Source organism: Belnapia moabensis DSM 16746 (assembly GCF_000745835.1).
GTDB classification, from domain to species: Bacteria; Pseudomonadota; Alphaproteobacteria; order Acetobacterales; family Acetobacteraceae; genus Belnapia; species Belnapia moabensis.
Map to the genome: position 1 here is coordinate 1 of NZ_JQKB01000011.1, position 20,870 is coordinate 20,870.

A 20,870-nucleotide genomic window follows, 5' to 3' on the forward strand; every position below is an offset into this window, starting at 1 on the left:
CGGATCAGCGTCTGCACCTCAGCTTCCTGGGCCGTATCCAGCAGGCGCTGTTCGTCGGGTTTGCGGCCGCGCGGCTTGCCGACCAGCCCTTTCGCGCCCTCAGCTGCAAAGCGCTGGCAGATGTTGATCACCCCGGTCCGGCTCAGCCCGACCTGCTCGGCAATCTCCCGAAAGGTCAGGCCGCGCTGACGAAGCCCGACCACCTGCCGCCGGCGCTCTTCCTGAGCCGCCGCGGGCAGCTTGCGCATGTCCACGTGCCTCATGCCCGCGAACTTGGATCCCCAGTCAATCAGATCAAGACAATGAGGGCCGCATCAATAGCCGAATGCCGTGGCTTTATCGATCCGAGGTACTGGCCTGCGCGGCACGCACGGCGCGGCGCAGTTTGGCGATGCCGACCCGGACATGGCCATTGCCGCAGAGCCGCAAGCCTTCGGCGGCCAGGCTGCGGGAGGGTTCCTGCGCCGCGGTAGGCATCCCGGCCAGGCGGGCGGCGAGGCTGCCGCAATACTCGATGGTGTCGGTGGTCACGCGCGGACCTGGCTCCGCCGACGCGGACATCGCCAGGACCAGGAGCAGCGCGGGTGGCGTGACGAGGCTTTGCATTATGCGCCAGCATGCGGCGCGCGGCCTCATCCGGCGATGGGCTGGGGATGACGCTTCGGTCATGGCAGCCTCAGGGCTTCGGCAGGCGCAGCACGACGCGAAGGCCGGCTGGGCTGCGACCGGGCGTGGCATCCTCGAGACGCAGCTCCCCAGCATGCAGATGGACCACCGCCTGGACCAGCGATAGGCCGAGGCCGGAACCAGGGGTCGCGCGGGCCTTGTCGGCGCGGAAGAAGCGCTGGCCCGCACGGGCGCGATCCTCCTGCGAGAGCCCAGGGCCGTCGTCGCTGACCGCGACCTCGATCGTCGCCGGCAGGGCATGGGCAACCAGCCGCACCGTGCCCCCGACGGGGGTGAATTTGATGGCATTGTCGAGAAGGTTGGCGATCGCCTGCAACACCAGGTCGCGGTCGCCCACAAGATCCAGCCGCTCCGGCAGATCCGTGACCAGCTGCTGCCCGCGCGCCTCGGCCGCCACCTCGTAGATCTCGGCGGCATCGGCCAGGACGGGAACGAGGTCGAAGGGAGCGAAGGCGGCCCGGCGGGCACCGGCCTCCGCCTCGGCGATGCGCAACAGGGCCTGGAAGATGCGGCTGATGCCGTCGAGATCGGCGATGCCCTGCTCGATGGCGGCGCGGAGCGTGGCCTCGTCCGGCGGGGCGCCGGGTCGCGCCCCCTCCGGCGCCTCGGAGAGCGCATCCTCCAGCTTGGCGCGGGCCCGGGCGATCGGCGTCCGGAGGTCATGGGCGATGGCGTCCGAGACGCCGCGCACGCCCTCCATCAGGGTGACGATGCGCTCCAGCATGATGTTGAGCGTCTGGGCCAGCCGGTCGAACTCGTCGCCGCGCCCGGAGAGCGCGACGCGCGAGGCGAGGTTGCCGCCGGCGATCGCCGCGGTGGTGGCGAAGACCGGGCGCATGCGCGTCTGCAAGGCATGGCGCAGCATCCAGGCACCGAGCAGGGCGAAGAGCACGACGGCGCCGGAGGCCCAGAGAACCCCCTCGGTCAGCAGGCGGCGCAGCTGCTCGCGCTCCGATTCGTCGCGGCCGACGATGAGGCGAAGGCCAGGCAGGTCGAGGCGATGCAGCCGTGCCTCGGCGGCGATGCCATCATGCAGGACGCGGGTGCGGAACCAGGAACCCTCGTCGGGAGGGGCGTTCGGCCAACGGTCGAGATTGCCGGCGAGGCGGCGGGTGCCTTCCGCCTCCATTAATAGGTAGATCGACTCGTTCTCCACATCGACGGCGAGCCGCTCCTCGATCGCCTCGGCGAGGCCCGTCGCGCCCGCCTCGCGCCAACGCTCGGCGAGCGCGATGGCATCGGCGCGGACGGCGGCATCGGTCTGTCGGTCGAGCGCGCCCGCCGTCGCCCACCATAGCACGGCGACGAGGGCGATGGCGGCGGAGGCGAACATCGCCGCGAAGAGCAGCGCGAAGCGGAAGCCGGCGCTGCGCAGCAACCGTGGCGGCCCGAGTGCGAGGCTCGGGGCGAGTCCTGGGGACAGCGCCTGCTCGCCGCGGCGATCGGCGGCCTGCTTCAGGGCTCGGCCCGGATCATGTAGCCGGCGTTGCGCACCGTATGGATCAGCGGCTTGTCGAAGCCCTTGTCGAGCTTCTGGCGCAGCCGCGAGACATGCACGTCGATGACGTTGGTCTGCGGATCGAAATGGTAGTCCCAGACCTTCTCGAGCAGCATGGTGCGCGTCACCACCTGGCCGACATGGCGCATAAGGTGCTCCAGCAGGCGGAATTCGCGCGGCTGCACGTCGATGCGCTTGCCCGCGCGCATCACCGTGCGGGAGAGCAGGTCGAGTTCCAGGTCGGCGACGCGGAGCTTGGTGGCGGGCGCATCGACCGAGGGGCGGCGGCCGAGCGCCTCGACCCGGGCCAGAAGCTCGGCGAAGGCGAAGGGCTTGGTCAGGTAGTCGTCGCCACCGGCCTTCAGCCCCTTCACCTTCTCATCCACCGCCGAGAGGGCGGAGAGGAAGAGCACGGGGGTGCGGTTGCCCTGGCTGCGCAGTGTCTCCACCAGCCGCACGCCGTCGACGCCGCCGGGCAGCATGCGGTCGAGCACCAGCATGTCGAATTGCTCGGATGCCGCGAGGAAGAGCCCGTCCCGCCCGTTCGTCGCGTGCTCGACGGTATGGCCGGCCTCCTGCAGCCCCTTCTTCACGAAACGGGCGACCTCGGCATCGTCCTCGACCAGCAGAATGCGCATGGCAGCGGGTGTCCTTGTGGATGCGGTATGTTACCCCTGACCCGGGCGGCGGCCAACCTGGACAGGCAGCTCGCGCTCCCGCCCCTCGCGCAGCACGGTCAGGCGGACGGTCTGGCCGGGCGCGACGGCGGCGACGGTGCGGACCAGGGCGCGCGAGGTCTCAACGCGGTCACCATTGATGGCGACGACGACATCGCCCTGGCGCAGTCCAGCGCGGCCGGCCGGGCTGGTGCGCTCGACCCCAGCGATGAGCACGCCGCGGCGGGCGGGACGGCCGTCCTCCGGCACCAGGTCCTGCACCGAGACGCCGAGCCAACCGCGCTCCACCCGCCCGTCGCGCCGCAGCTGCTCGATAACCGGCCGCGCCAGGTCGGAGGGGGTCGCGAACCCGATGCCGGCCGAAGCGCCGGAGGGCGAGTAGATCGCCGTATTGATGCCGATCACCTCGCCCTGGGCGTTGAACAGCGGCCCGCCCGAGTTGCCCGGATTGATCGCGGCATCGGTCTGGATGAAGTCGTCGAAGGGGCCGGCGCCGATTTCCCGCCCGCGCGCCGAGACGATGCCCGAGGTGACAGTGCCGCCGAGGCCGAAGGGATTGCCCGCCGCCAGCACCCAGGAGCCGACCCGCGTCGTCCCGGAACTGCCCCAGGACACGGCGGCGAGGCTGGCCGGCGGCTCCACCTTCAGCAGGGCGAGGTCGGTCAGCTCGTCGGAGCCGACGATCCGGGCGGTGAGCTCCGTGCCGTCCTGCAGCGAGACGACGACGCGGCTGGCATTGCCGATGACGTGGTTGTTGGTGACGATGAAGCCGGCCGGGTCGATGACGAAGCCGGAGCCGGCCCCCGAGACCTCCTGCCGGCGGTTGCGCAGCCGGTCGCGGAAGTAGCGCTCGAGCGGCGTGCCACGCAGCTCGGGCGGGAGCTGGGCGACCGTGGTCTCGCCGGTGACGGCGATGTTGACCACGGCAGGGAGGACGCGCTCGGCCAGGTCGGCGAAATCCGGCAGCAAGCCGCGCTGGGCGCTGGCCGGGTAGGGCGTGGTCGCGCAGCCGGTGAGCAGGGCGGCGAAGGCGAGGCCGGCATGGCGGCGCGTCAAGGTGGCGGACATCAGGGGGGCGCGGTCCTCGGGGGAAAGGGCGTGGCGGTACTCGGTCGGACCCGAGTTTGGGAAGATGGATGCGATCCTTCAACCTCCGGCCAGGTGAAGGTCGGTTCATCCGCCACGTCCGGGGCGGGGCGGGTCGGCTTCGGCGCTGGCCGGGTCCTCTGGCCAATTGTGCTTGGGGTAGCGGCCGCGCATCTCCTTCCGCACCTCCAGCCAGCCGCCGCGCCAGAACCCGGCGAGGTCCCCGGTGACGGCAACCGGCCGGCCAGCCGGGGATAGCAGCGCGACCTGGAGCGGGACGCGCCCCCCGGCCAGCGGCGGCAGGCGCGTCAGGCCGTAGAGGTGCTGGGGCCGTGCCTCTAGGGTCGGCGTCTCGCCAGTATAGTCGATGGCGGCGCTGCGCCCGGCCGGCAGTGCGAGCCGAGCGGGCAGCGCGGCACCGAGCCGCTGACGGCGCTCCCAGGGAAGATTCGCAAGCAACATGTCGGGGAGGTTCAGCGCGGCAAGTTCGGCCAGGCGGGAGCGGCCATGCAGATGCGGGGCAAGCCAATCCTGCACCGTGGCGATCAGGCTGGCGTCGGCGAGGTCGGGCCAGCCCTCGCCCTCGACCTGGCGCATCCAGCGGAGCCGGGCCTGGAGCTGGCGCGCAGCCGGCGTCCAGGGCAGGTCACGCAGGCCGCGCTCGGCAACCGCCTCGGCCAGCGCCGCCGCGACCAGCCCGGGATCCGGGTTGGGCAACGGCTGCTCCTCGAGCACCAGCGGGCCGAAGCGAAGGCGGCGCCGGGCCAGCACCGCGCCGGCCCGCGCATCGAAGGCGGCGCCTTCCTCGCGGCGAAAGCGGTCGGGGAAGCGGGCCTCCAGCACCGCGCGGTCGAGCCGGGCGGCCATGCGGATGCGTGCCTCGGTTCCCTGCAGTTCGAGATCGGCGACGGCGAGCAGCGGCGACTTCGCCAGCGGGTCGGTCGAGGCCAGGCGGGCGCCCTGACCCGAAGCCAGCCGGAAGGCGCCGGCCATGACGCCGCGCATGGCGGCGATGCGGTCGGGAAAGCCCGCGGCCAGCAGCGCGCCCGGATCGCCCTCGGGCAGGGCACTGCCATGCAGCCCGAGCCGGCGGCGATGCAGGGCGGCGGCGCGGCGGATGCGCTGGACGGTCGGGCGGTCGGCATTCGGGTGGTCGCCGCCGTGCAGCAGGTCGAGGCGGAGGGTGATGTCGCTCGGCGCCTCCCTTCCCCGGATCGGGTCCCGTTCCTCGAGGAGGGCAGCGAGGTCGGCAGCCAGCGCCCCTTCCCCCTCTCCCTCCGCGGCACCCAGCATGCGGGCCAGGCGGGGATGCGTGCCGAGCCGCGCCATCCGGCGGCCCATGGCGGTGATCCGTCCCTCGGCATCGAGCGCATCGAGGTCGCGGAGCAGCGCGCGGGCGGCCGCCAGTGCCCCGGTGGGCGGCGGGTCGAGCCAGGCAAGGTCGGCCGGCGCGGCGCCCCAGGCGGCGAGGTCGAGGGCGAGACCGGACAGCTCCTCCTCCAGGATCGCCGGCCGGTCCTGCGACGCCAGGCCGCGATGCAGCGCCTCCGACCAGAGGCGGATGGCCACACCCGGCGCGGTACGGCCGGCACGCCCGGCGCGCTGCTCGGCCGCAGCCTTGCTGATGCGCACCGTGACCAGCCGGGCGAGGCCGGTCGCCGGATCGAGGCGCGGGCTGCGCCGGAAGCCGCCATCGACGACGATGCGGACGCCGGGGACGGTCAGCGAGGTCTCGGCGATGGAGGTGGCGAGCACCACCTTGCGCCGCGGCCCGGGCGTCAGCGCCCAGTCCTGCTCGGCCGGCGGCAGCTCGCCATGGAGCGGCAGCACATCCGCCGCGATGCCGGAGAGGCGCTCCGCGGTGCGGCGGATTTCACCCCAGCCGGGAAGGAAGGCGAGCACGTCGCCCTCATGCTCGCGCAACGCGGTGCGGATGGCGCCCGCCACCGCCTCTGGCAGGTCGCGCGGGTCGGCAAGGTCGCGCGGCCGGTGCTCCACGGTAACGGGCCAGGCGCGGCCGAGCGATTCGATGGTCGGCGCGTCGCGCCGCTCAGGCACGCCGGGACCAGCGCCCATCAACCCAGCGAAGCCGGCGCCGTCGAGCGTCGCCGACATGGCGAGCAGCCGCAGCTCCGGGCGGAGGCCGCGCTGCAGGTCGAGGCAGAGGGCGAGCGCCAAGTCGGTATCGAGGTTGCGCTCATGCGCTTCATCGAAGAGCACGCCGGCGACGCCTTCGAGTCCCGGATCGGATTGCAGGCGGCGGACCAGCAGCCCCTCCGTCACCACCTCGACCCGCGTCGCCCCCGAGACGGCGCGGTCGAGCCGCGTCGAAAGGCCGACGGTGCCGCCGGGGGCTGACTCGCCCAGCAATTCGGCCATCCGGCGGGCGGCGGCGCGCGCGGCGACGCGGCGGGGCTCGAGGACCAGCAGCTTGCCGCCTGCGGCCCAGGGCTCATCGTGCAGGACAAGCGGGACAAGCGTGGTCTTGCCGGCACCGGGCGGGGCAATCAGCACGGCATTCGGCCCAGCCCGGAGCGCGGTGGTCAGCGCCGGCAAGGCCTCGGCGACAGGGAGGTCGAGGGGAAACATGCGAGCGGCATAAGGCCAAAGCGCGAGGTTTGACACCGGCGCGCGACAATTGCCCCAAGGCGCGACATGCGGATGCGACAGGCGGGCGCGAGAACAGCCTCACCTCTTCGCGTTCACGGCACTGGACGCAGGAGGCGGATGTCGATCCGCCGCGGGAGACACGTCCAGGGTGCGAAAAAGACTTTGCTCGCGGCTCCGTGAAGTGTATACCGTATCCCATCGCGCAAATGTGAGGATGGCCATGCAGACCAATCTCTCCTCTGGCAAGACCCGTCGCCTGCCCGCCGCCACCGCCGATGCCGCCGATACGCGCCGCCGCTCGCTGAGCGCGATGATCGCCCATAAGCGCCGCTGCCGCGATGCCGGCACACCGGACAGCGCGACCATCTCCAGCATGATCGATGCCTTCCTCGCCGCCGGCGGCGCGATCACCGCCTGCCCCCCTGCCTATGTCCTGCCGGTGCAGAACGGCGCCGGCCGCCAGGGCTGACCCACCCGGTCGGCCCGATCCCGGGCCGGACCTGCCACCCCGCCAACGGATCACGCCCCCATGTCCGAAATCATCGTCTTCCCGCTCGCCCGCCCGCCAGCCCCCGGGACGCCTCGCAGCGGCGAGGAGGTCGCCACGCTGGCGGATCGGCTGAGCAAGATCGAGCGCAGCGAGAGCGGGGACGAGACGATCATGGAGCTGCTGGTCGATGCCGAGCTCGCGGCGCTGGATGCGCTGGCTGCGGCCCAGGCTCGCAGCCATGCGGATGTCACCCTGAAGCTCGCCACCCTGCTGCGGCGGGTGGAAGCCGAGGCGGAAAGCCTCATGCCGGATGGCGAGGTGGCGCTGCTGCGCTCCGCGCTGCGCGACATGCGGCGGCTGGCCCGCCGCCCGGTGGCCGCCCGGGCCTGAGACAGCCTCGCCGCGGATTCGGCGGCGGGGGAGTGCATTTCAGCGATGGTTTGAGACCGGCCGGAGGCCGGGGGCGCTTCCGGCGTCCCCGGCCTTCTTTTATGGGGGCTTGCGGTCGGGGCGGCCCTTCCCCCTTTATCCCGCCATGCGGTGCTTCATTGCCCTTCTGCTCCTGCTGATCCTGCTGCCCGGCACCGGACGCTCGGCGGAAAGCGCGGCGCAGCGCTCGCCCCGCGCGGTGGCGACGCTGGTGGCGGACCGGGTGGCGGTGGCGCCGGGCGAGACGCTGCGGCTCGGCCTCAGGCTGAAGCTGGCGCCGGGCTGGCACACCTATTGGCGCAATGCCGGCGATGCGGGCTCGGCACCGGAGATCGCCCTCACCTTGCCCGAGGGGGCGACGGCGGGTGGCATCGAATGGCCGGCGCCGCGGCGCATCCCGACCGGGCCGCTGATGAGCTTCGGCTACGAGGATGAGGTGCTGCTGCCGCTCCGCGTCTCAGTCCCGGCCAACGCCACGGGCGAGTTCGCGGTGGAGGCGGAGGCGAATTGGCTGGTCTGCGCCGAGCTATGCATTCCGGAGGAGGGCCGGTTCCGGCTGAGCCTGCCGGTCACCGCTCCAGGCCGGCCGGACCAGGCGCTGGCGCCACTCTTCGCCGCGGCGGAAGCCGCGGTGCCACGGCCCTCGCCCTGGGTCGCGCGGGCAGCGCTCGAGGGCAGGCGCGGCAGCCTCACTCTCGAAGATGAAAGCCTGTCGCCGACTGCCCTCCGAGAGGCGGAATTCTTCCCCGACGAGCCGGGCCTGATCGAGAATGCGGCACCGCAGGTGCTGCGAATACGCAATGGGGCGCTGACCCTCTCCCTCACCCGGCCGGATGGGGCGCGGCTCCCGCAAAGCCTGACCGGTGTGGTCGCGCTCGTGGATGCGGCCGGGGTTCGCTCCGCCTATGCCGTGGCGGCGCCGGTCGGCGGGGCTGTCGAAGGCGAGACGCTGCCGCTCTGGCAGGTGCTGGGCTTCGCCCTGCTTGGCGGTTTTCTGCTGAACCTGATGCCCTGCGTCTTCCCCATCCTCGCCATGAAGGCGATGGCCCTCGCCCGCCTCTCCGGCGCGGCGCGGCGCGAGGTGCGCGTCCATGCGGCGAGCTACACGGCTGGCGTGCTCGCCTGCCTCCTCGCCCTGGCCGGGCTGCTGATCGGGCTGCGCTCGGCCGGCGTCGCGGCGGGATGGGGCTTCCAATTCACCGCGCCGGCCTTCGTCGCCGGGCTCGCCTGGCTGATGCTGGCGGTCGGGCTCAACCTCTCCGGCGTCTACGCGATCGGCGGGGCAGCGGGAGCCGGGGCCGGGCTCGCCGCGCGCGGCGGCCATGCGGGCAGCTTCTTCACCGGAGCACTCGCGGTCCTGGTGGCGACGCCCTGCACCGCCCCCTTCATGGCAGCGGCGGTCGGGGCAGCGCTCGCCCTGCCGCCGGCCGAGACGCTGCTGGTCTTCGCCGCGCTCGGCCTCGGGTTGGCGGCGCCCTATGCGCTGCTCGGGGTCTTCCCCGGCCTGGCTGCGCGGCTGCCGCGACCGGGCGGATGGATGGAGGCGCTGCGCCAGGGCCTTGCCTTCCCGATGTACGGGGCGGCGGCCTGGCTCGCCTGGGTGCTCGCACAGCAGTCCGGGCCGGATGGGCTGCTGCTGCTGCTCGGCGGCGCGGTGCTGATCGGCTTCGCCGCCTGGGCGCTCGGCTTGGCGCAGCGCGGCGGTGGGCGCATCGGCCGGGTACTGGCGGGCGCGGCGGCGATTGGCGCCCTCGCCCTGCTGCCGGGGCTGGCTGCGGCACCGCCGGCCTCAGCCAGCACCGAGGCACGCGGGGAGGCCTGGTCGGCGACGCGCGTCGCAGCGCTGCAAGCCGAGGGGCGGCCGGTCTTCGTCAATCTCACCGCAGCCTGGTGCATCACCTGCAAGGTCAACGAGCGGCTGGTGCTGCAAAGCGGCGCGGTGCAGGCCGCCTTTGCCGGGCGGAACCTCGCCTATTTGACCGGCGACTGGACCCAGGGCGATCCGGTGATCGGCGCCCTGCTGCGCGAGCATGGGCGGGAGGGCGTGCCGCTCTACCTGCTCTACCCGACCGGCGGCGGAGCACCGCTAGTACTGCCGCAGGTGCTGACCGAGGGCATCGTGCTGCGGGCGCTGGCCGAGGCGGGCTGACCGGGTCGGGTCCCTAAAGATCGAGTTCAGTGCCGAGGGCGGAGAGCAGGAAGCCGGCGAGCCGCGCATCCGTGCCCGGAGCACCGGTCAGCAGCGCACCGACCGGCAGATGACCGTCCATCCCCGCCCGCAGCGTGGCGATGGGGCCGCCGAGCGCGGTCAGCGGAATGACGAAGGAAGGGTCGCCGGTGGATTCCGAGCCGGGCGCCACGTCCGGTGCGGCGGGAAGCAGGAGCAGCTTCTCCGGTCCGAAGGCCGACCAGAAGGCGCGGCGATACCCATCCAGCCGGCCGAGCGCGGCGAGGTAGTCGGCCTCCGCGATGGCGAGTCCGGCCTCGATATCGGCGGCGATGCAGGGCGAGACCAACTCGCGCGGCGCGCGGGCATGGGTCCGCCCCAGCTCAGCCAGCAGGACGATGCGATGAGTCTCCAATAAGGCGGCGAAGGAGACGGGCGAAGCCACTTCCCGCACCGCCAGCCCGGCCCCCGCAAGCCGGTCGGCCAGGGCGGTGACGGCGGCGGCGGTACCGGAAGCGGACTTCTCGCGGATGAGGGGATCGTCGAGCAGCACGATGCCGGGCCGCACCGGCGGCGGCGCGCGAAGCCCGAGATGGTCGGCGGCATAGCCGGCGGCGCAGAGGGCGGCATCCTGCGCCGATCCGCCGAAGGCGCCCACCGTGTCGAAGGAGGGCGCCAGCGGCAGCACCCCCGTCCCGCCGATCGACAGGGTCGAGGGCTTGAAAGCGCCGACCCCGGTATAGGCGGCCGGGCGGTTCACACTGCCAGCCGTCTGGGTGCCGAGCGCCAGCGGCACTGTCCCCGCCGCTATCGCGGCGCCCGACCCAGCCGAGGAGCCGCCGGCCGTCCGCCCCAGGTCCCACGGATTCCGCGTCGGCGGCAGCGAGCTGTAATAGGCGTATTCCGTGGTGTGCAACTTGCCGAGCACCACCGCCCCGGCCGCGCGCAGATGGGCGACGACGGTGGCATCGGCCGTCGCCGGAGCCAGCGTCGCGCGGCTCGGGCTGTTGGCGCGGGTCGGCAGTCCGGCGACGTCGATCACGTCCTTCACCCCGACGGGGATGCCATGCAGCGGGCCGCGGACCACACCGGCGCGGCGCTCGGCATCGAGGGCACGGGTGGCGGCGAGGGCTTCCTCCGCCAGCACATGCACCCAGGCCTGCACCGCGCTATCCACTGCCGCGATGCGGGCAAGGCAGCGCTCCACCAGCGCCTCGGCGGTGAGGCGGCCGGCGGACATGGCGGCGGCCAGGTCGCGGATGCGTCCGGGGTCCTCGATGGTGGCGGTCATGCGGCCCTCCCTGCTCGGCATGGCGTTTGCAACTCCCGTGCCGCAGCATCGGCAAGGCGAGACCCATGAGCGACATCTATGCGGCACGCGGCTATGGCAGCCGGCCCATCGGCTTCGGCACCAGGATCGGCGTCGTCGTGGTGGATTTCCAGCGCGGCTTCACCGACCCTGCCTTTCCCATGGCGGGAGCACCCATGGTCGATGCCGCCGTCGCGACGACGGTACCACTGATGCGGGCGGCGAAGCGCGCTGGCCTGCCGGTCATCGCCTGCGTCAACGGCTATGACAGCGCCCGCGCCGCGCCGCACTGGAAGGCGGCGCCGGTCTTCGGCCTGCTGGCCGGCACGCCTTCGGTGGAACTCGATCCCCGCATCGCGGCGGCCGAGCCCGATGTGGTGCTGATGAAATCGGCGCCCTCGATCTTCTTCGCCACCCCCGCCGCCGCCATCCTGACCAGGGAGCGGGTCGATACCGTCATCGTCACCGGCTGCATCACCTCCGGCTGCGTGCGGGCCAGCGTGATCGATGCCTTCTCGCTCGGCTTCCGGGTGATGGTGCCGCGCGATTGCGTCGGCGATCATGACCAGGTGGCGCATGACCAGAACCTGAAGGATGTCGAGCGGCGTTATGCCGATATCATCGACGCGGCGACGGCAATCGGCGGGATCGAGCGCTGGGCGCGCATCAACGACAAGGGATAAGGGACATGGCCAAGGACATCCTCTGCGCCTTCAGCATTCATTGCGATGCCGTGGCGGGCTGGCTCGGCAGCTATATGGGCGAGGACAGCCCGGGCGACATCAGCCGCGGCGTCTTCGCGGCCGAGGTCGGCATGCCGCGGATCCTGCGGCTGTTCGAGCGCTTCGGCCTGAAGCAGAGCTGGTTCATCCCGGGCCATACCATCGAGAGCTTCCCCGAGCAGACCGATATGGTGGCGAAGGCGGGGCACGAGATCGGCCTGCATGGCTACAGCCATGAGAACCCGCTGGCCCTCAGCCGCCAGCAGGAGGAAGCGATCTTCGACAAGTGCATCGGGCTGATCGAGCGGCACTGGGGCCGCAAGCCGGTCGGCTATGTCGCACCCTGGTGGGAGGTGAGCGCGACCAGCATCGAGATCCTGGTCGAGCGCGGCATCGCCTACGACCACTCACTGATGCACCACGACTGCACGCCCTACTACGTCCGCACCGGCGATGGCTGGACGCCGATCGACTACACGCAGCCCGCCGAGCGCTGGATGAAGCCCTTCACCAAGGGCCAGACCACAGGCCTCGTCGAGATCCCGGCCTCCTGGTATCTCGACGACCTGCCGCCGATGATGTTCATCAAGAAGTTCCCGAACAGCCACGGCTATGTCTCGCCCCATGCGCTGGAGCAGATCTGGCGCGACCATTTCGACTTCATCTACCGCGAATACGACTACGCCGTGGTGCCGATGACCACCCACCCGGATGTCTCGGGCCGGCCGCAGGTGCTGATGATGCTGGAGCGCCTCATCGGCCACATGCTGAAGCACCCCGGCGTGCGCTTCGTCACGCTGGAGGAGATGGTGCAGGACTTCCGCCGGCGCTCGCCTCAGCCCGCCTGAGCGAGGAGGTGACGGGCGATGGCCAGCCATTCCTCCTCGAGCGTGCCGGCCGGCTTTACCCGGCCGGCGCGGCTGTACCAGTAGCCGGCATTGGCGAGGTCGCCTTCCTTCCTGTGCAGATACGCATGCACCCAAGCGCTGTCGGCGTCCTCGCCCGCCTGCGCCGCGGCATGGGCTGCCTCCCAGTCGGCTCGCGCATCCTCGGCCAGCGCGCGCAGCGGCCCGTCGAGCGGCGGCAACGCCTCGCCAGCCTGGGCCGCGCGCAGCAACTCCTCCGCCGTCATCCGAGCACCCGCTTCGCCGCCCGCCGCTTGGCGACGGAGACGCCGAGGAAAGCCAGCGCGATCACCAATACCGAGACACCGGTGACGACCGTGCCGAGCGCATAAATCTCCGGCGTCGTCACCGTGCTGGTGAGGCCCTGCAGTTCAAGCGGCAAGGTATTGGCATCGCCGATCGCCTGGCTGGTGCGGGCGATCTCGTCCCAGGACAGGGTGAAGCCGAAGAGCGCGACGCCCACCAGGCTCGGCGCCACCAGCGGCAGCACGACATGGCGGAAGACCTGCCAGGGCGAGGCGCCGAGATCGCGCGCCGCCTCCTCGAGGTCGTTAGGAAAACGGTTGAACACGGCGAACATGATGAGCAGGCCGAAGGGCAGCGTCCAGGTCAGATGCGCCCCCAGCCCGGATGTGAAGAGGCCCATCGCCGTGGTGTATCCCTCGTTGAGCCACTCGACCCCATGCTCCTCCGCGAAGGCTTTCACCCCGTCGTCCAGAAGCCGGAATTCGAGGGCGATGCCGAGCGAGACGACGATGGAGGGCACGATCAGGCTGGCAATGGTCAGGTTGAACAGCAGCCCCTGGCCCGGGAAGCGTCGGCGGAAGGCATAGCCGGCGAGCAGCGAGATCACCGTCGTCAGCACCATGACGACGAGGCCTAGCCAGAGGGAGCGCCGGAAGGAGGCCCAGATGTCGATGACGCCGGAGCCGCGCCAGAGCAGCTCGTACCAATGGGTCGAGACGCCGCGCAGCGGGAAGGTCAGCCCCCCTTCCGGCCCCTGGAAGGAAAGGACGAGGATGGTGAGCGTCGGCCCGTAGAGGAAGACGACGAAGAGCAGGAAGAAGGCCCCGAGCAGCCAGAAGGAGAGCGGGCGGCGGTCCTCGTCCATCACAGCTCCCGCCGGATATCGATGAGCCGGGTCATCACCGCGATCACCAGCAGCACCAGGCCGAGCAGCACCACCGCCTGGGCCGCGGCCGCCGGGAATTGCAGGTAGGACATCTGCACCTGGATCACCTTGCCGATGGAGGCGATCTGCTGCCCGCCCATCACGCCGATGGTCACGAAATCCCCCATCACCAGCACGATGACGAAGATGGAGCCGATGACGAGACCGGGCTTGGTCAGCGGGATGACGACATGCCAAAGCGTCTGCCAGCCGCTCGCTCCCGCATCCTGGGCCGCCTCCAGCAGGCGGCGGTCGATCCGCATCATGCTGTTGAAGACGGGGACGGTGACGAAGAGCGTGTAGAGGTGGACGAAGGCCAGCACGACGGAGAAGTCGGAGAAGAGCAGCCAGTCCTGCGGCTGGTCGACGAGGCCGGTCCCGACGAGGAACTGGTTCACCACCCCTTCCCGCCCCAGCAAGGGCAGCCAGGAGATCATGCGGATGACGTTGGAGGTGAGGAAAGGCGCCGTGCAGACGAGGAAGAGCACCATCCGCATCGTATCCGACCGGACATGGAAGGCGAGGAAATAGGAGATTGCGAAGCCGAAGAGCGTGGTGAAGGCCCATACCATGGCGCATAGCCGGAGCGTCGAGAGATAGGTGCGAAAGGTGGTGCAGAGCCCCTCCCCCATGTTCGAACAGCCCTCGAACATCTCGACATAGTTGCGCTGGGTGACATCCGGCACCAGCGAGTACTCCGTGTAGTTCCACAGGCTGACGACCGCGGTCGCCAGCAGCGGGAACACGAAGAACAGCAGCAGCACCAGCGCCAGCGGCGCCGCCTGGAGCAGCGGCGCCACCGGACGGCGGTCAGGCGGCGATGAACTCATTCCATTTCCTGACCATGTAGTCGTTCTCGTCCATAACGGCGTTCCAGCAGGCGACGGCGCCCATGCGCGCATCGAAGCTGCCGCCGTCGCGCACCGAGCCGGCCTTCTCCATCACCGTGCCGTCGGGCGCCTTGATGTCCTGCGCCGCCGGCTTGCCCATCATCCAGAAGTCCCACTCATAGGCTTCCATGCTTTTCTGCGCGGTCGAGAGCACGGCGGAGTAGTAGCCCTGCCGGTTGAGGAAGGCGCCGGCCCAGCCGGAGAGAAACCAGTTGATGAAGTCATAGGCGGCGTCGAGCTTGCGGCCCGACAGCGTCTTCGGCAGGCCGAAGCCCGCGGCCCAGGCACGGTAGCCCTCCTTCAGCGGCTGGTAGGTGCAGGGGATGCCGCGGCTGCGCACCGCCGTCACCGCCGGCGACCACATGGACTGGATGACGGTCTCACCCGAGGCCATCAGGTTGACGCTCTCGTTGAAATCCTTCCAGAAGGCACGGAACTGGCCGGCGCGCTTCGCCTCGGTCAGCACCCGCATGGTGAGATCGATCTCGGCGCGGGTCATGTTGCCCTTGTCGGCGTATTTGTGCCGGCCCATCGCCTCCACCGCCATCGCCGCATCCATGATGCCGATGGAGGGGATATTGAGGATGCTCGCCTTGCCCTTGAATTCCGGGTTCAGCAGTTCCGCCCAGCTTTCGATCGGCCGGCCCACACGGTCCGGGCGGATGCCGAGCGTATCGGCATTGTAGGTCGTCGGGATCAGCGTCAGCCATTGGGTCTGGCCGGTGGCGAAGGTCTTGGCGTCGCGTGCGGGCAGGTAGCTGACCTTGATCGGCGCCGTGCCCTGGTCGCCGATCTTCTTCCCCGCCACCTCGCCCTTGGTGAAGACAGTGCTGATCTCGTCGACCAGCTTGATGCGGGTGGCATCCATGCCCATCAGGTTGCCCGAGGGGATGATCTTCTTCAGCATCCAGTACTCGGCATCGAGGATGTCGAGGCTGTTCGGCTGCGTCACAGCGCGCCGCACCACATCGTCCGAGGTGACAGGGATGTATTCGAGCGTGATGCCGAGATCCTGCCTGACCTTCTCCTTGATGCCGGCATGCTGGTTCACCGCCGTGCCGACATAGCGGAGCGTCACCGCGCCCTGCGCATGCACCGCGGGAGCGGCAAGGCCGGCCGCGGCGAGGCCTGCCGCGCCTTGCAGAAGCTGGCGGCGGCCAGCACGAATGGGTTTGTCCATGCCTGGATTCTCCTTGTCCGTCATGTCCCGTCCGCCAGATAGCGGAGATCCTGCTCGTCCCAGCCGAGGCCGACCGCCTCGCCGGCCTTGAGCGGCCGTTCGCGCAGCGCGGCCTCGCCGACCAGCGCCTGCCATTCCTCACCGGCGGGGCCGGCCAGCGCCACGGCGAAGCCCGTGCCCGTATACTCGACGCCGCGCACCGTGGCCTGCACCACGCCCTCGCCGGCTGGCCGCAGCAGCGTCCGGTCCGTCCGCACCGCGACCAGCCCGTTGGCGGGCAGCGCGATCACGTTGTGCCCACCCATGAAGCGCGCGGCGAAGGCGGTGCGCGGCGCGTCGAACACCTCAAAGGGCGTGCCCTGCTGCTCGATCCGCCCGTCCTTCATCAGCACGACGAGGTCGGCCAGTGCCAGCGCCTCGTCCTGGCTGTGCGTCACATGGACGAAGGTGATGCCGAGTTCGCGCTGGAAGCGCTTCAACTCGGCCCGCACCCGGCCGCGGAGGAAAGGGTCGAGCGCCGAGAGCGGCTCGTCCAGCAGCAGCGCGGCGGGGTTGGTGACGAGCGCGCGGGCCAGCGCCACGCGCTGCTGCTGCCCGCCCGAGAGCTGCGCCGGCAACCGGTCCGCCAATGCCTCCAGCTCGACCAGGCGAAGCATCTCGCGCGCCCTGGCATGGCGCTCCGACTTGGCGACGCCGCGCATGCGCAGCGAGAAGGCGACGTTGTCGAGGCAGGAGAGATGCGGGAAGAGCGCATAGGACTGGAACATCATCGCCGTGCCGCGCTTGGCCGGCGGCAGGCCGCTCACCTCGTGATTGTCGAGCAGGATGTCGCCGCTGCTCTGCCGCTCGTGCCCCGCGAGCATCCGCAGGCTGGTTGTCTTGCCGCAGCCGGAGGGGCCGAGCAGGCAGCAATAGGTGCCGGGGGCGACCCTCAGGTCGAGCGAATCGACCGCGACCGAGCCGCCGAAGCGTTTGGTCACCTTGATGAACTCGATGGCGCCGCGGCTGGTTTGGCCGGTGCGGAGAAGCGTTGCGTCGGGCAGGCGAAGATCCCCCTCGCCCCGGAGCCTGCGGCAGAACGCCCCCCCGCTTCAAGCAGCCGCGAGGAGGATTCAGGCCGCAGCCAGACCGGATTTGCCCAAAGAGAGATCATTTCGCCCCTCTTCTGGGCTCGAATCAGCGGCCATTCGCCCTGGACGGGCTTCACGGTCAGATCCGGCGTGAGATACTCCGCCGCCTGCCACACTGCGGCGACCGGGACTTCGCCTGGATAGTCGTGGAATGGGCCGAAGTGGGTGACGGCCGGCATGGATGCTCCGCTTGTTCCCGCTTGCCAGCCGCAGTGCCGGGCCGTAATCCGCCCTGGTCATGACCTTTGCCTGCCGCGGCAGGGCGAACGGCAAGACCTCGGGCTTTGCCGGACACACCTCTCCATTGCAGGTCATCGTCATGCAGACGAACAAAGCGACGCAAGCAGTCTCGCCGTGACCACGCCCAATCCCGCCCATGCTGAACCGAGGGGCAACGCCTTGCTCGCCGCCCTCGGCGAGCGGCTCCGCATGCCGCACGCCCGGCGGGGGGTGGCTTCGCGCCGGCCGCATGCTGCGGAACGCCGCATCGCCTGTACCCTCGGTATTGTCGTGGAGGGATTGTCAGGCCGTATGGTGCGGCGCGAGGTGCTCCAGGCGAGTCTTGAGGCACTGCTCGGTGGGCTGCCACGGGAGACCGTCATATGAGCCTCGCCCCGCCCGGCTATCTTCGCCTGCCGGAGCATGCGCTGCCGATCTTCAACAGCCTGGTCGGCCCCTTCTGGGTGAAGCCGGAGGGCGAGGGCATCCTGCTCGGCTTCCACGTCGAGCTGCGCCACTGCAACCCGATGGAGCTCTGCCATGGCGGCATGCTGGCCGCCTTCGCCGACATCGTGCTGACGGGCGGCTGCAACCATGTGGCGCGGCTCCGGAGGTTCCTCGTCACCGTCAGCCTGGCGACGGATTTCATCGGACCGGCGCGCATCGGCGCCTGGGTGGAGGCGCGGCCGGAGGTGCTGAAGGTGACGCGCGGCATGCTCTTCGGCCAGTGCCTGGTGACGGCGGATGGCGAGCCGGTGCTGCGCGCCAGCGGCACCTTCCGCCATTCCGGCGACCCGGATCCGCGCTTCGACCGCATCGCCCGCCTGCTGGATGCTCAGGCGAGCGCGGCCTCCGCCTCCAGCGCAGCGCGGTAGCGCTCGGGCGCCGGGATCGGCTTCATCCGCGCCGCATCGACGAATGCACAGACCAGTTCCGCCTCATAGACCAGCCGCTCGCCAACCCACCCCGTCACCGCGAAGCGCAGCGAGGAGCCGCCCAGGCGGGTCAGCCGTACCGTGCTCACCAGCGTGTCGCGCGGCGTGACGGGGCTGCGGAAATCCATCTGCACATGGACGAAGGGCGTGCCGATGCCCTCATCCACATTCATCTCGTACCAGCCGGTGCCGAGCCGGTCCTGGAACCAGCGCTCCACCGCCTCCATGGCGAAGTCGAGGAAGCGCGCGGTATAGGCGATGCGCGCCGCATCGGTCTCGCCCCAGGTGATGCGACGGGTATGGGTGAAGACCTCGGTAGGTTTCAACGTGATGACGCCCTTGCTTCCGCATCCGGCCGCGCAGCCTAGGCCAATCGATGCCATGCTCGCGCCCGATCGCCCCGGGCGCCTCCTCCACGTCGGCCTTCAGCCAGCGCAGCCCGCAGACATGGATATGGGTGGAGGGCTTGCGGAGCAATGCGGCAAGTGCCGGCACCCATAGGCTCGGGTCCGGCACGGGAGCTGGCGGTGCCGCGCCGGGCATCTAAGGGGCCGTCCTCCGTGAGCTGCGCGGGTGGGTGTTGCCGGCGCTCGGCGGGATGCCGCGCGACGAGGTGGTCGGCTCCGATCGGGACGATGCCGGGTGGCGGGCGGGGGTGGTTCCTCGCGCCGGGTCGCCCGTGCGATGGTGCTCCTCATGCCGCCCCTCCCTCGATGCGGAGGAGGCGGCGGACAAGGCTTCGCTCAATGGCCGGGCCGCCGATGCCGAGCGGCCTCAGGCAATAACGATACGGAGGTGCTGACGCCATGAATGCTCCTGTTTCGATGACCGAGGCGCCGGACTGGGCGCGCTACGCCGCCGGCGCCATGGTCGAGACCTTCGCCGATGCGGTGCTCGCCGGCGGGGCGCGGACGCCCTTCACCGACCTGAACGGGGCGCTGGCCGCCGTCTCGCCGACCGATCTCGGCATCCATGCGGCGCGGGCGGCGATCGCGCGGGCGGGCATCGACCCGAAGCGGATCGGCACCACCGTCGCCGGCAACTGCACCCAGGCGAGCTTCGACGCGCTCTTCTTCGCCCGCCATATCGGCCTCTATGCAGGGATGGCCGATGACAAGCCGGCGCATGGCGTGCAGCGGCTCTGCACCACCGGCTTCGAGGCCATCGCCCAGGCGGCGCGGGCGACCAGCACCGGGCAGGTGGATGTCGCGCTCGCCGTCGGGACGGAGAGCATGAGCCGGGCGCCGGTGGCCAGCTTCACCTCGCGCGGCGGCTTCGGCCTCGGGCAGGTGGAGTTCAAGGACTTCCTCTGGGAGGCGCTCTACGACACGGGCTGCTCGACCGCGATGGGCGGGACGGCGGAGAACCTCGCCAGGCTGCATGGCATCAGCCGCGAGGAGACGGATGCCTATGCGGCAGCGAGCTTCGCGCGGGCGCTGGAGGCGCAGAAGGCGGGGCGGTTCGGCGAGGAGATCGCGCCCGTCACCGAGGCCGTCTTCGAGGGGCCGGGGCTGAAGGCGCGGCGGCTGAAGCTGCCGAAGAAGGTCGATGTCGTCTCGGCCGACAGCCATGTCCGGCCGACGCCGATCGAGGTGCTGGCGAAGCTCCAGCCCGTCTTCGGCGGCGTGCAGACCGGTGGCAACAGCAGCGCCATCGTCGATGGGGCGGCAGCGGTCGTCGTCACCACCGGCAAGGCGGCGGGCGAAGGCGGGGCGGTGCCGCTCGGCCGCGTCGTGGCCGCCGCGGTGGCAGGGGTGCCGGCGGAGGTGATGGGCATCGGGCCGGTGCCGGCGGCGATCGCGCTCATGCGGAAGCTCGGGCTTTCGATCGCGGATATCGACCTGTTCGAGATCAACGAGGCCTTTGGTGCGCAGGCCGAGGCGGTCCGGCGCGCGCTCGGCGTGTCGCATGACCGGTTCAACGTGAATGGCGGGGCGATCGCCTTCGGCCATCCGCTGGCGGCGACCGGCGTGCGCTGCGTGCTGTCGCTGGCCATGGAGCTGAAGCGGCGCGGGCTGAAGCGCGGCATCGCCGGCGCCTGCGCGGGTGGCGGGCAGGGCATGGCGGTGCTGGTCGAAGTCGCTTGAGCGAGTTCACCAGGAGCTTCCTCGTCCATTGGAATGATTGCGATCCGGCGCGGATCGTCTTCCATGCCAATTTCATCCGCTGGATGGATGAGGGCTTCACCGACATGTCCCGGGCGCGCGGCGTGGATTTCGCCGCGATGGCCGAGGCCGATCCGCATTTCCGCGGCTCGCCGCTGGTGGATCTGCGCTGCGCCTTCCGGGCGCCGGCGCGCTTCGCCGACATGCTGGAACACAGGATCGCGCCGCCCGCCTTCACGGGTGGGCGGGCCTTCCGGCTGGCGCATCGGTTTCTCCTGGCGGATGGGACGCTGGTCGCCGAGGGCGAGCAGACGCGCATCTGGGGGCGGGACGAGGGCGAAGGTCTCAGGGCGGTGCAGATGCCGGAGGAGATCCGGGCCAAGCTGCAGGGGTAGTGTTGGGGAAGGCGCTGCCTTCCCCAAGCCTCATCCGCCCGGCCTGGACCGACGCAGGCACAGTGACGCTTGAAATCTTTAGGACTGGCCGCGGCTAAGCCTTTGGTCCGGCTCCTGTTCCGTGCAGGATTTTAGGTTTTGAGGATTTGAAGCGATACTCCTGGGGGCTGGATGCGGTTCGGGAGTAGGCGGCCATTCCTATACCGGCGACGAGCCCGGATGGCAACGAAAACTCGCCGTCGAGCGGTCATGCGTCAGGCCGGTT

The 20,870-nt window shown here is 70.7% G+C and carries 23 protein-coding genes; 9 read left to right on the top strand and 14 right to left on the bottom strand.

The genetic code is table 11. The features are described from left to right. From EP26_RS09180 to hrpB, 6 genes are all read right to left on the bottom strand, one after another. Nucleotides 1-248 (bottom strand): helix-turn-helix domain-containing protein (locus tag EP26_RS09180; protein ID WP_211259411.1); only part of this gene is annotated, 248 nt, incomplete at its 3' end. Between the two features lie 88 nt (nt 249-336). Beyond that, nucleotides 337-531, bottom strand: a complete 195-nt coding sequence (locus tag EP26_RS09185; RefSeq protein ID WP_157033458.1) for a hypothetical protein — start codon at nt 529-531, stop codon at nt 337-339. A gap of 145 nt (nt 532-676) precedes the next feature. Further along, the gene (locus EP26_RS09190) at nt 677-2,065 is read right to left on the bottom strand and encodes a sensor histidine kinase (RefSeq protein WP_245624344.1); all 1,389 of its coding nucleotides are present in this window, start codon (nt 2,063-2,065) and stop codon (nt 677-679) included. A 77-nt stretch (nt 2,066-2,142) separates the two neighbouring features. Continuing rightward, nucleotides 2,143-2,823, bottom strand: coding sequence for a winged helix-turn-helix domain-containing protein (locus EP26_RS09195; protein ID WP_043337984.1), 681 nt, complete (start codon nt 2,821-2,823; stop codon nt 2,143-2,145). 30 nt (nt 2,824-2,853) lie between these two features. After that, nucleotides 2,854-3,930, bottom strand: a complete 1,077-nt coding sequence (locus EP26_RS09200) for a trypsin-like peptidase domain-containing protein (RefSeq protein WP_043337986.1) — start codon at nt 3,928-3,930, stop codon at nt 2,854-2,856. A gap of 105 nt (nt 3,931-4,035) precedes the next feature. Next, a complete protein-coding gene (hrpB, locus tag EP26_RS09205; RefSeq protein ID WP_043337988.1) occupies nt 4,036-6,537 on the bottom strand; it encodes an ATP-dependent helicase HrpB in 2,502 nt (833 codons plus the stop codon). A 241-nt stretch (nt 6,538-6,778) separates the two neighbouring features. Between hrpB and EP26_RS09210 the strand changes: the two genes are divergently transcribed. The 3 genes from EP26_RS09210 (at nt 6,779) to EP26_RS09220 (ending at nt 9,626) form a co-directional block, all read left to right on the top strand. Next, nucleotides 6,779-7,027: a hypothetical protein gene (locus EP26_RS09210; RefSeq protein ID WP_043337989.1), complete on the top strand. Its 249-nt coding sequence runs from the start codon at nt 6,779-6,781 to the stop codon at nt 7,025-7,027. Nucleotides 7,028-7,087: 60 nt separating this feature from the next. Further along, complete coding sequence (locus tag EP26_RS09215) at nt 7,088-7,438, top strand: hypothetical protein (protein ID WP_043337990.1); 351 nt, start codon at nt 7,088-7,090, stop codon at nt 7,436-7,438. Between the two features lie 145 nt (nt 7,439-7,583). Continuing rightward, nucleotides 7,584-9,626, top strand: coding sequence for a protein-disulfide reductase DsbD family protein (locus EP26_RS09220; protein WP_043337991.1), 2,043 nt, complete (start codon nt 7,584-7,586; stop codon nt 9,624-9,626). Nucleotides 9,627-9,639: 13 nt separating this feature from the next. On the opposite strand, the gene EP26_RS09225 is transcribed toward EP26_RS09220, so the two are convergent. Further along, nucleotides 9,640-10,935, bottom strand: a complete 1,296-nt coding sequence (locus tag EP26_RS09225) for an amidase (RefSeq protein ID WP_043337992.1) — start codon at nt 10,933-10,935, stop codon at nt 9,640-9,642. Between the two features lie 65 nt (nt 10,936-11,000). Between EP26_RS09225 and EP26_RS09230 the strand changes: the two genes are divergently transcribed. Next, entirely contained in the window at nt 11,001-11,636 is a 636-nt protein-coding gene (locus tag EP26_RS09230) for an isochorismatase family protein (protein ID WP_043337993.1), read from the top strand. Nucleotides 11,637-11,641: 5 nt separating this feature from the next. After that, nucleotides 11,642-12,523, top strand: coding sequence for a polysaccharide deacetylase family protein (locus tag EP26_RS09235; protein ID WP_043337994.1), 882 nt, complete (start codon nt 11,642-11,644; stop codon nt 12,521-12,523). Here the strand turns inward: EP26_RS09235 and EP26_RS09240 are convergent. From EP26_RS09240 to EP26_RS34715, 6 genes are read right to left on the bottom strand one after another with little or no spacing between them, the layout of a single operon-like run. Continuing rightward, nucleotides 12,511-12,807, bottom strand: coding sequence for a hypothetical protein (locus EP26_RS09240; protein WP_043337996.1), 297 nt, complete (start codon nt 12,805-12,807; stop codon nt 12,511-12,513). The genes EP26_RS09235 and EP26_RS09240 overlap by 13 nt on opposite strands. Then, nucleotides 12,804-13,691 carry an ABC transporter permease gene (locus EP26_RS09245; RefSeq protein ID WP_157033459.1) on the bottom strand — a complete coding sequence of 296 codons (888 nt, stop codon included), beginning with the start codon at nt 13,689-13,691 and terminating at the stop codon, nt 12,804-12,806. The genes EP26_RS09240 and EP26_RS09245 overlap by 4 nt, the downstream gene beginning before the upstream one ends. Continuing rightward, nucleotides 13,691-14,581 (bottom strand): ABC transporter permease, encoded by an 891-nt coding sequence (locus tag EP26_RS09250; protein WP_043338000.1) that lies wholly within the window; start codon nt 14,579-14,581, stop codon nt 13,691-13,693. The genes EP26_RS09245 and EP26_RS09250 overlap by 1 nt, the downstream gene beginning before the upstream one ends. After that, nucleotides 14,562-15,821, bottom strand: coding sequence for an ABC transporter substrate-binding protein (locus EP26_RS09255; protein ID WP_157033460.1), 1,260 nt, complete (start codon nt 15,819-15,821; stop codon nt 14,562-14,564). Before EP26_RS09255 ends, EP26_RS09250 begins: the two co-directional genes overlap by 20 nt. 20 nt (nt 15,822-15,841) lie before the next feature. After that, the gene (locus EP26_RS09260) at nt 15,842-16,801 is read right to left on the bottom strand and encodes an ABC transporter ATP-binding protein (RefSeq protein WP_245624345.1); all 960 of its coding nucleotides are present in this window, start codon (nt 16,799-16,801) and stop codon (nt 15,842-15,844) included. After that, complete coding sequence (locus EP26_RS34715) at nt 16,798-17,130, bottom strand: hypothetical protein (protein WP_157033461.1); 333 nt, start codon at nt 17,128-17,130, stop codon at nt 16,798-16,800. The genes EP26_RS09260 and EP26_RS34715 overlap by 4 nt, the downstream gene beginning before the upstream one ends. 175 nt (nt 17,131-17,305) lie before the next feature. Between EP26_RS34715 and EP26_RS34720 the strand changes: the two genes are divergently transcribed. Together EP26_RS34720 and EP26_RS31805 are read left to right on the top strand one after the other, a co-directional pair. Then, nucleotides 17,306-17,557, top strand: a complete 252-nt coding sequence (locus tag EP26_RS34720) for a hypothetical protein (protein WP_157033462.1) — start codon at nt 17,306-17,308, stop codon at nt 17,555-17,557. Beyond that, nucleotides 17,554-18,045: a PaaI family thioesterase gene (locus EP26_RS31805; RefSeq protein ID WP_052388984.1), complete on the top strand. Its 492-nt coding sequence runs from the start codon at nt 17,554-17,556 to the stop codon at nt 18,043-18,045. The genes EP26_RS34720 and EP26_RS31805 overlap by 4 nt, the downstream gene beginning before the upstream one ends. Here EP26_RS31805 and EP26_RS09270 read toward each other — a convergent pair. Then, complete coding sequence (locus EP26_RS09270; protein ID WP_169747377.1) at nt 18,006-18,431, bottom strand: acyl-CoA thioesterase; 426 nt, start codon at nt 18,429-18,431, stop codon at nt 18,006-18,008. The genes EP26_RS31805 and EP26_RS09270 overlap by 40 nt on opposite strands. Nucleotides 18,432-18,911: 480 nt before the next feature. On the opposite strand from EP26_RS09270, the gene EP26_RS09275 reads away from it, so the two are divergent. Next, entirely contained in the window at nt 18,912-20,192 is a 1,281-nt protein-coding gene (locus EP26_RS09275; RefSeq protein ID WP_245624346.1) for a thiolase family protein, read from the top strand. After that, nucleotides 20,189-20,605 carry an acyl-CoA thioesterase gene (locus EP26_RS09280; protein ID WP_052388986.1) on the top strand — a complete coding sequence of 139 codons (417 nt, stop codon included), beginning with the start codon at nt 20,189-20,191 and terminating at the stop codon, nt 20,603-20,605. Before EP26_RS09275 ends, EP26_RS09280 begins: the two co-directional genes overlap by 4 nt. The last annotated feature ends 265 nt before the right edge of the window (nt 20,606-20,870 follow it).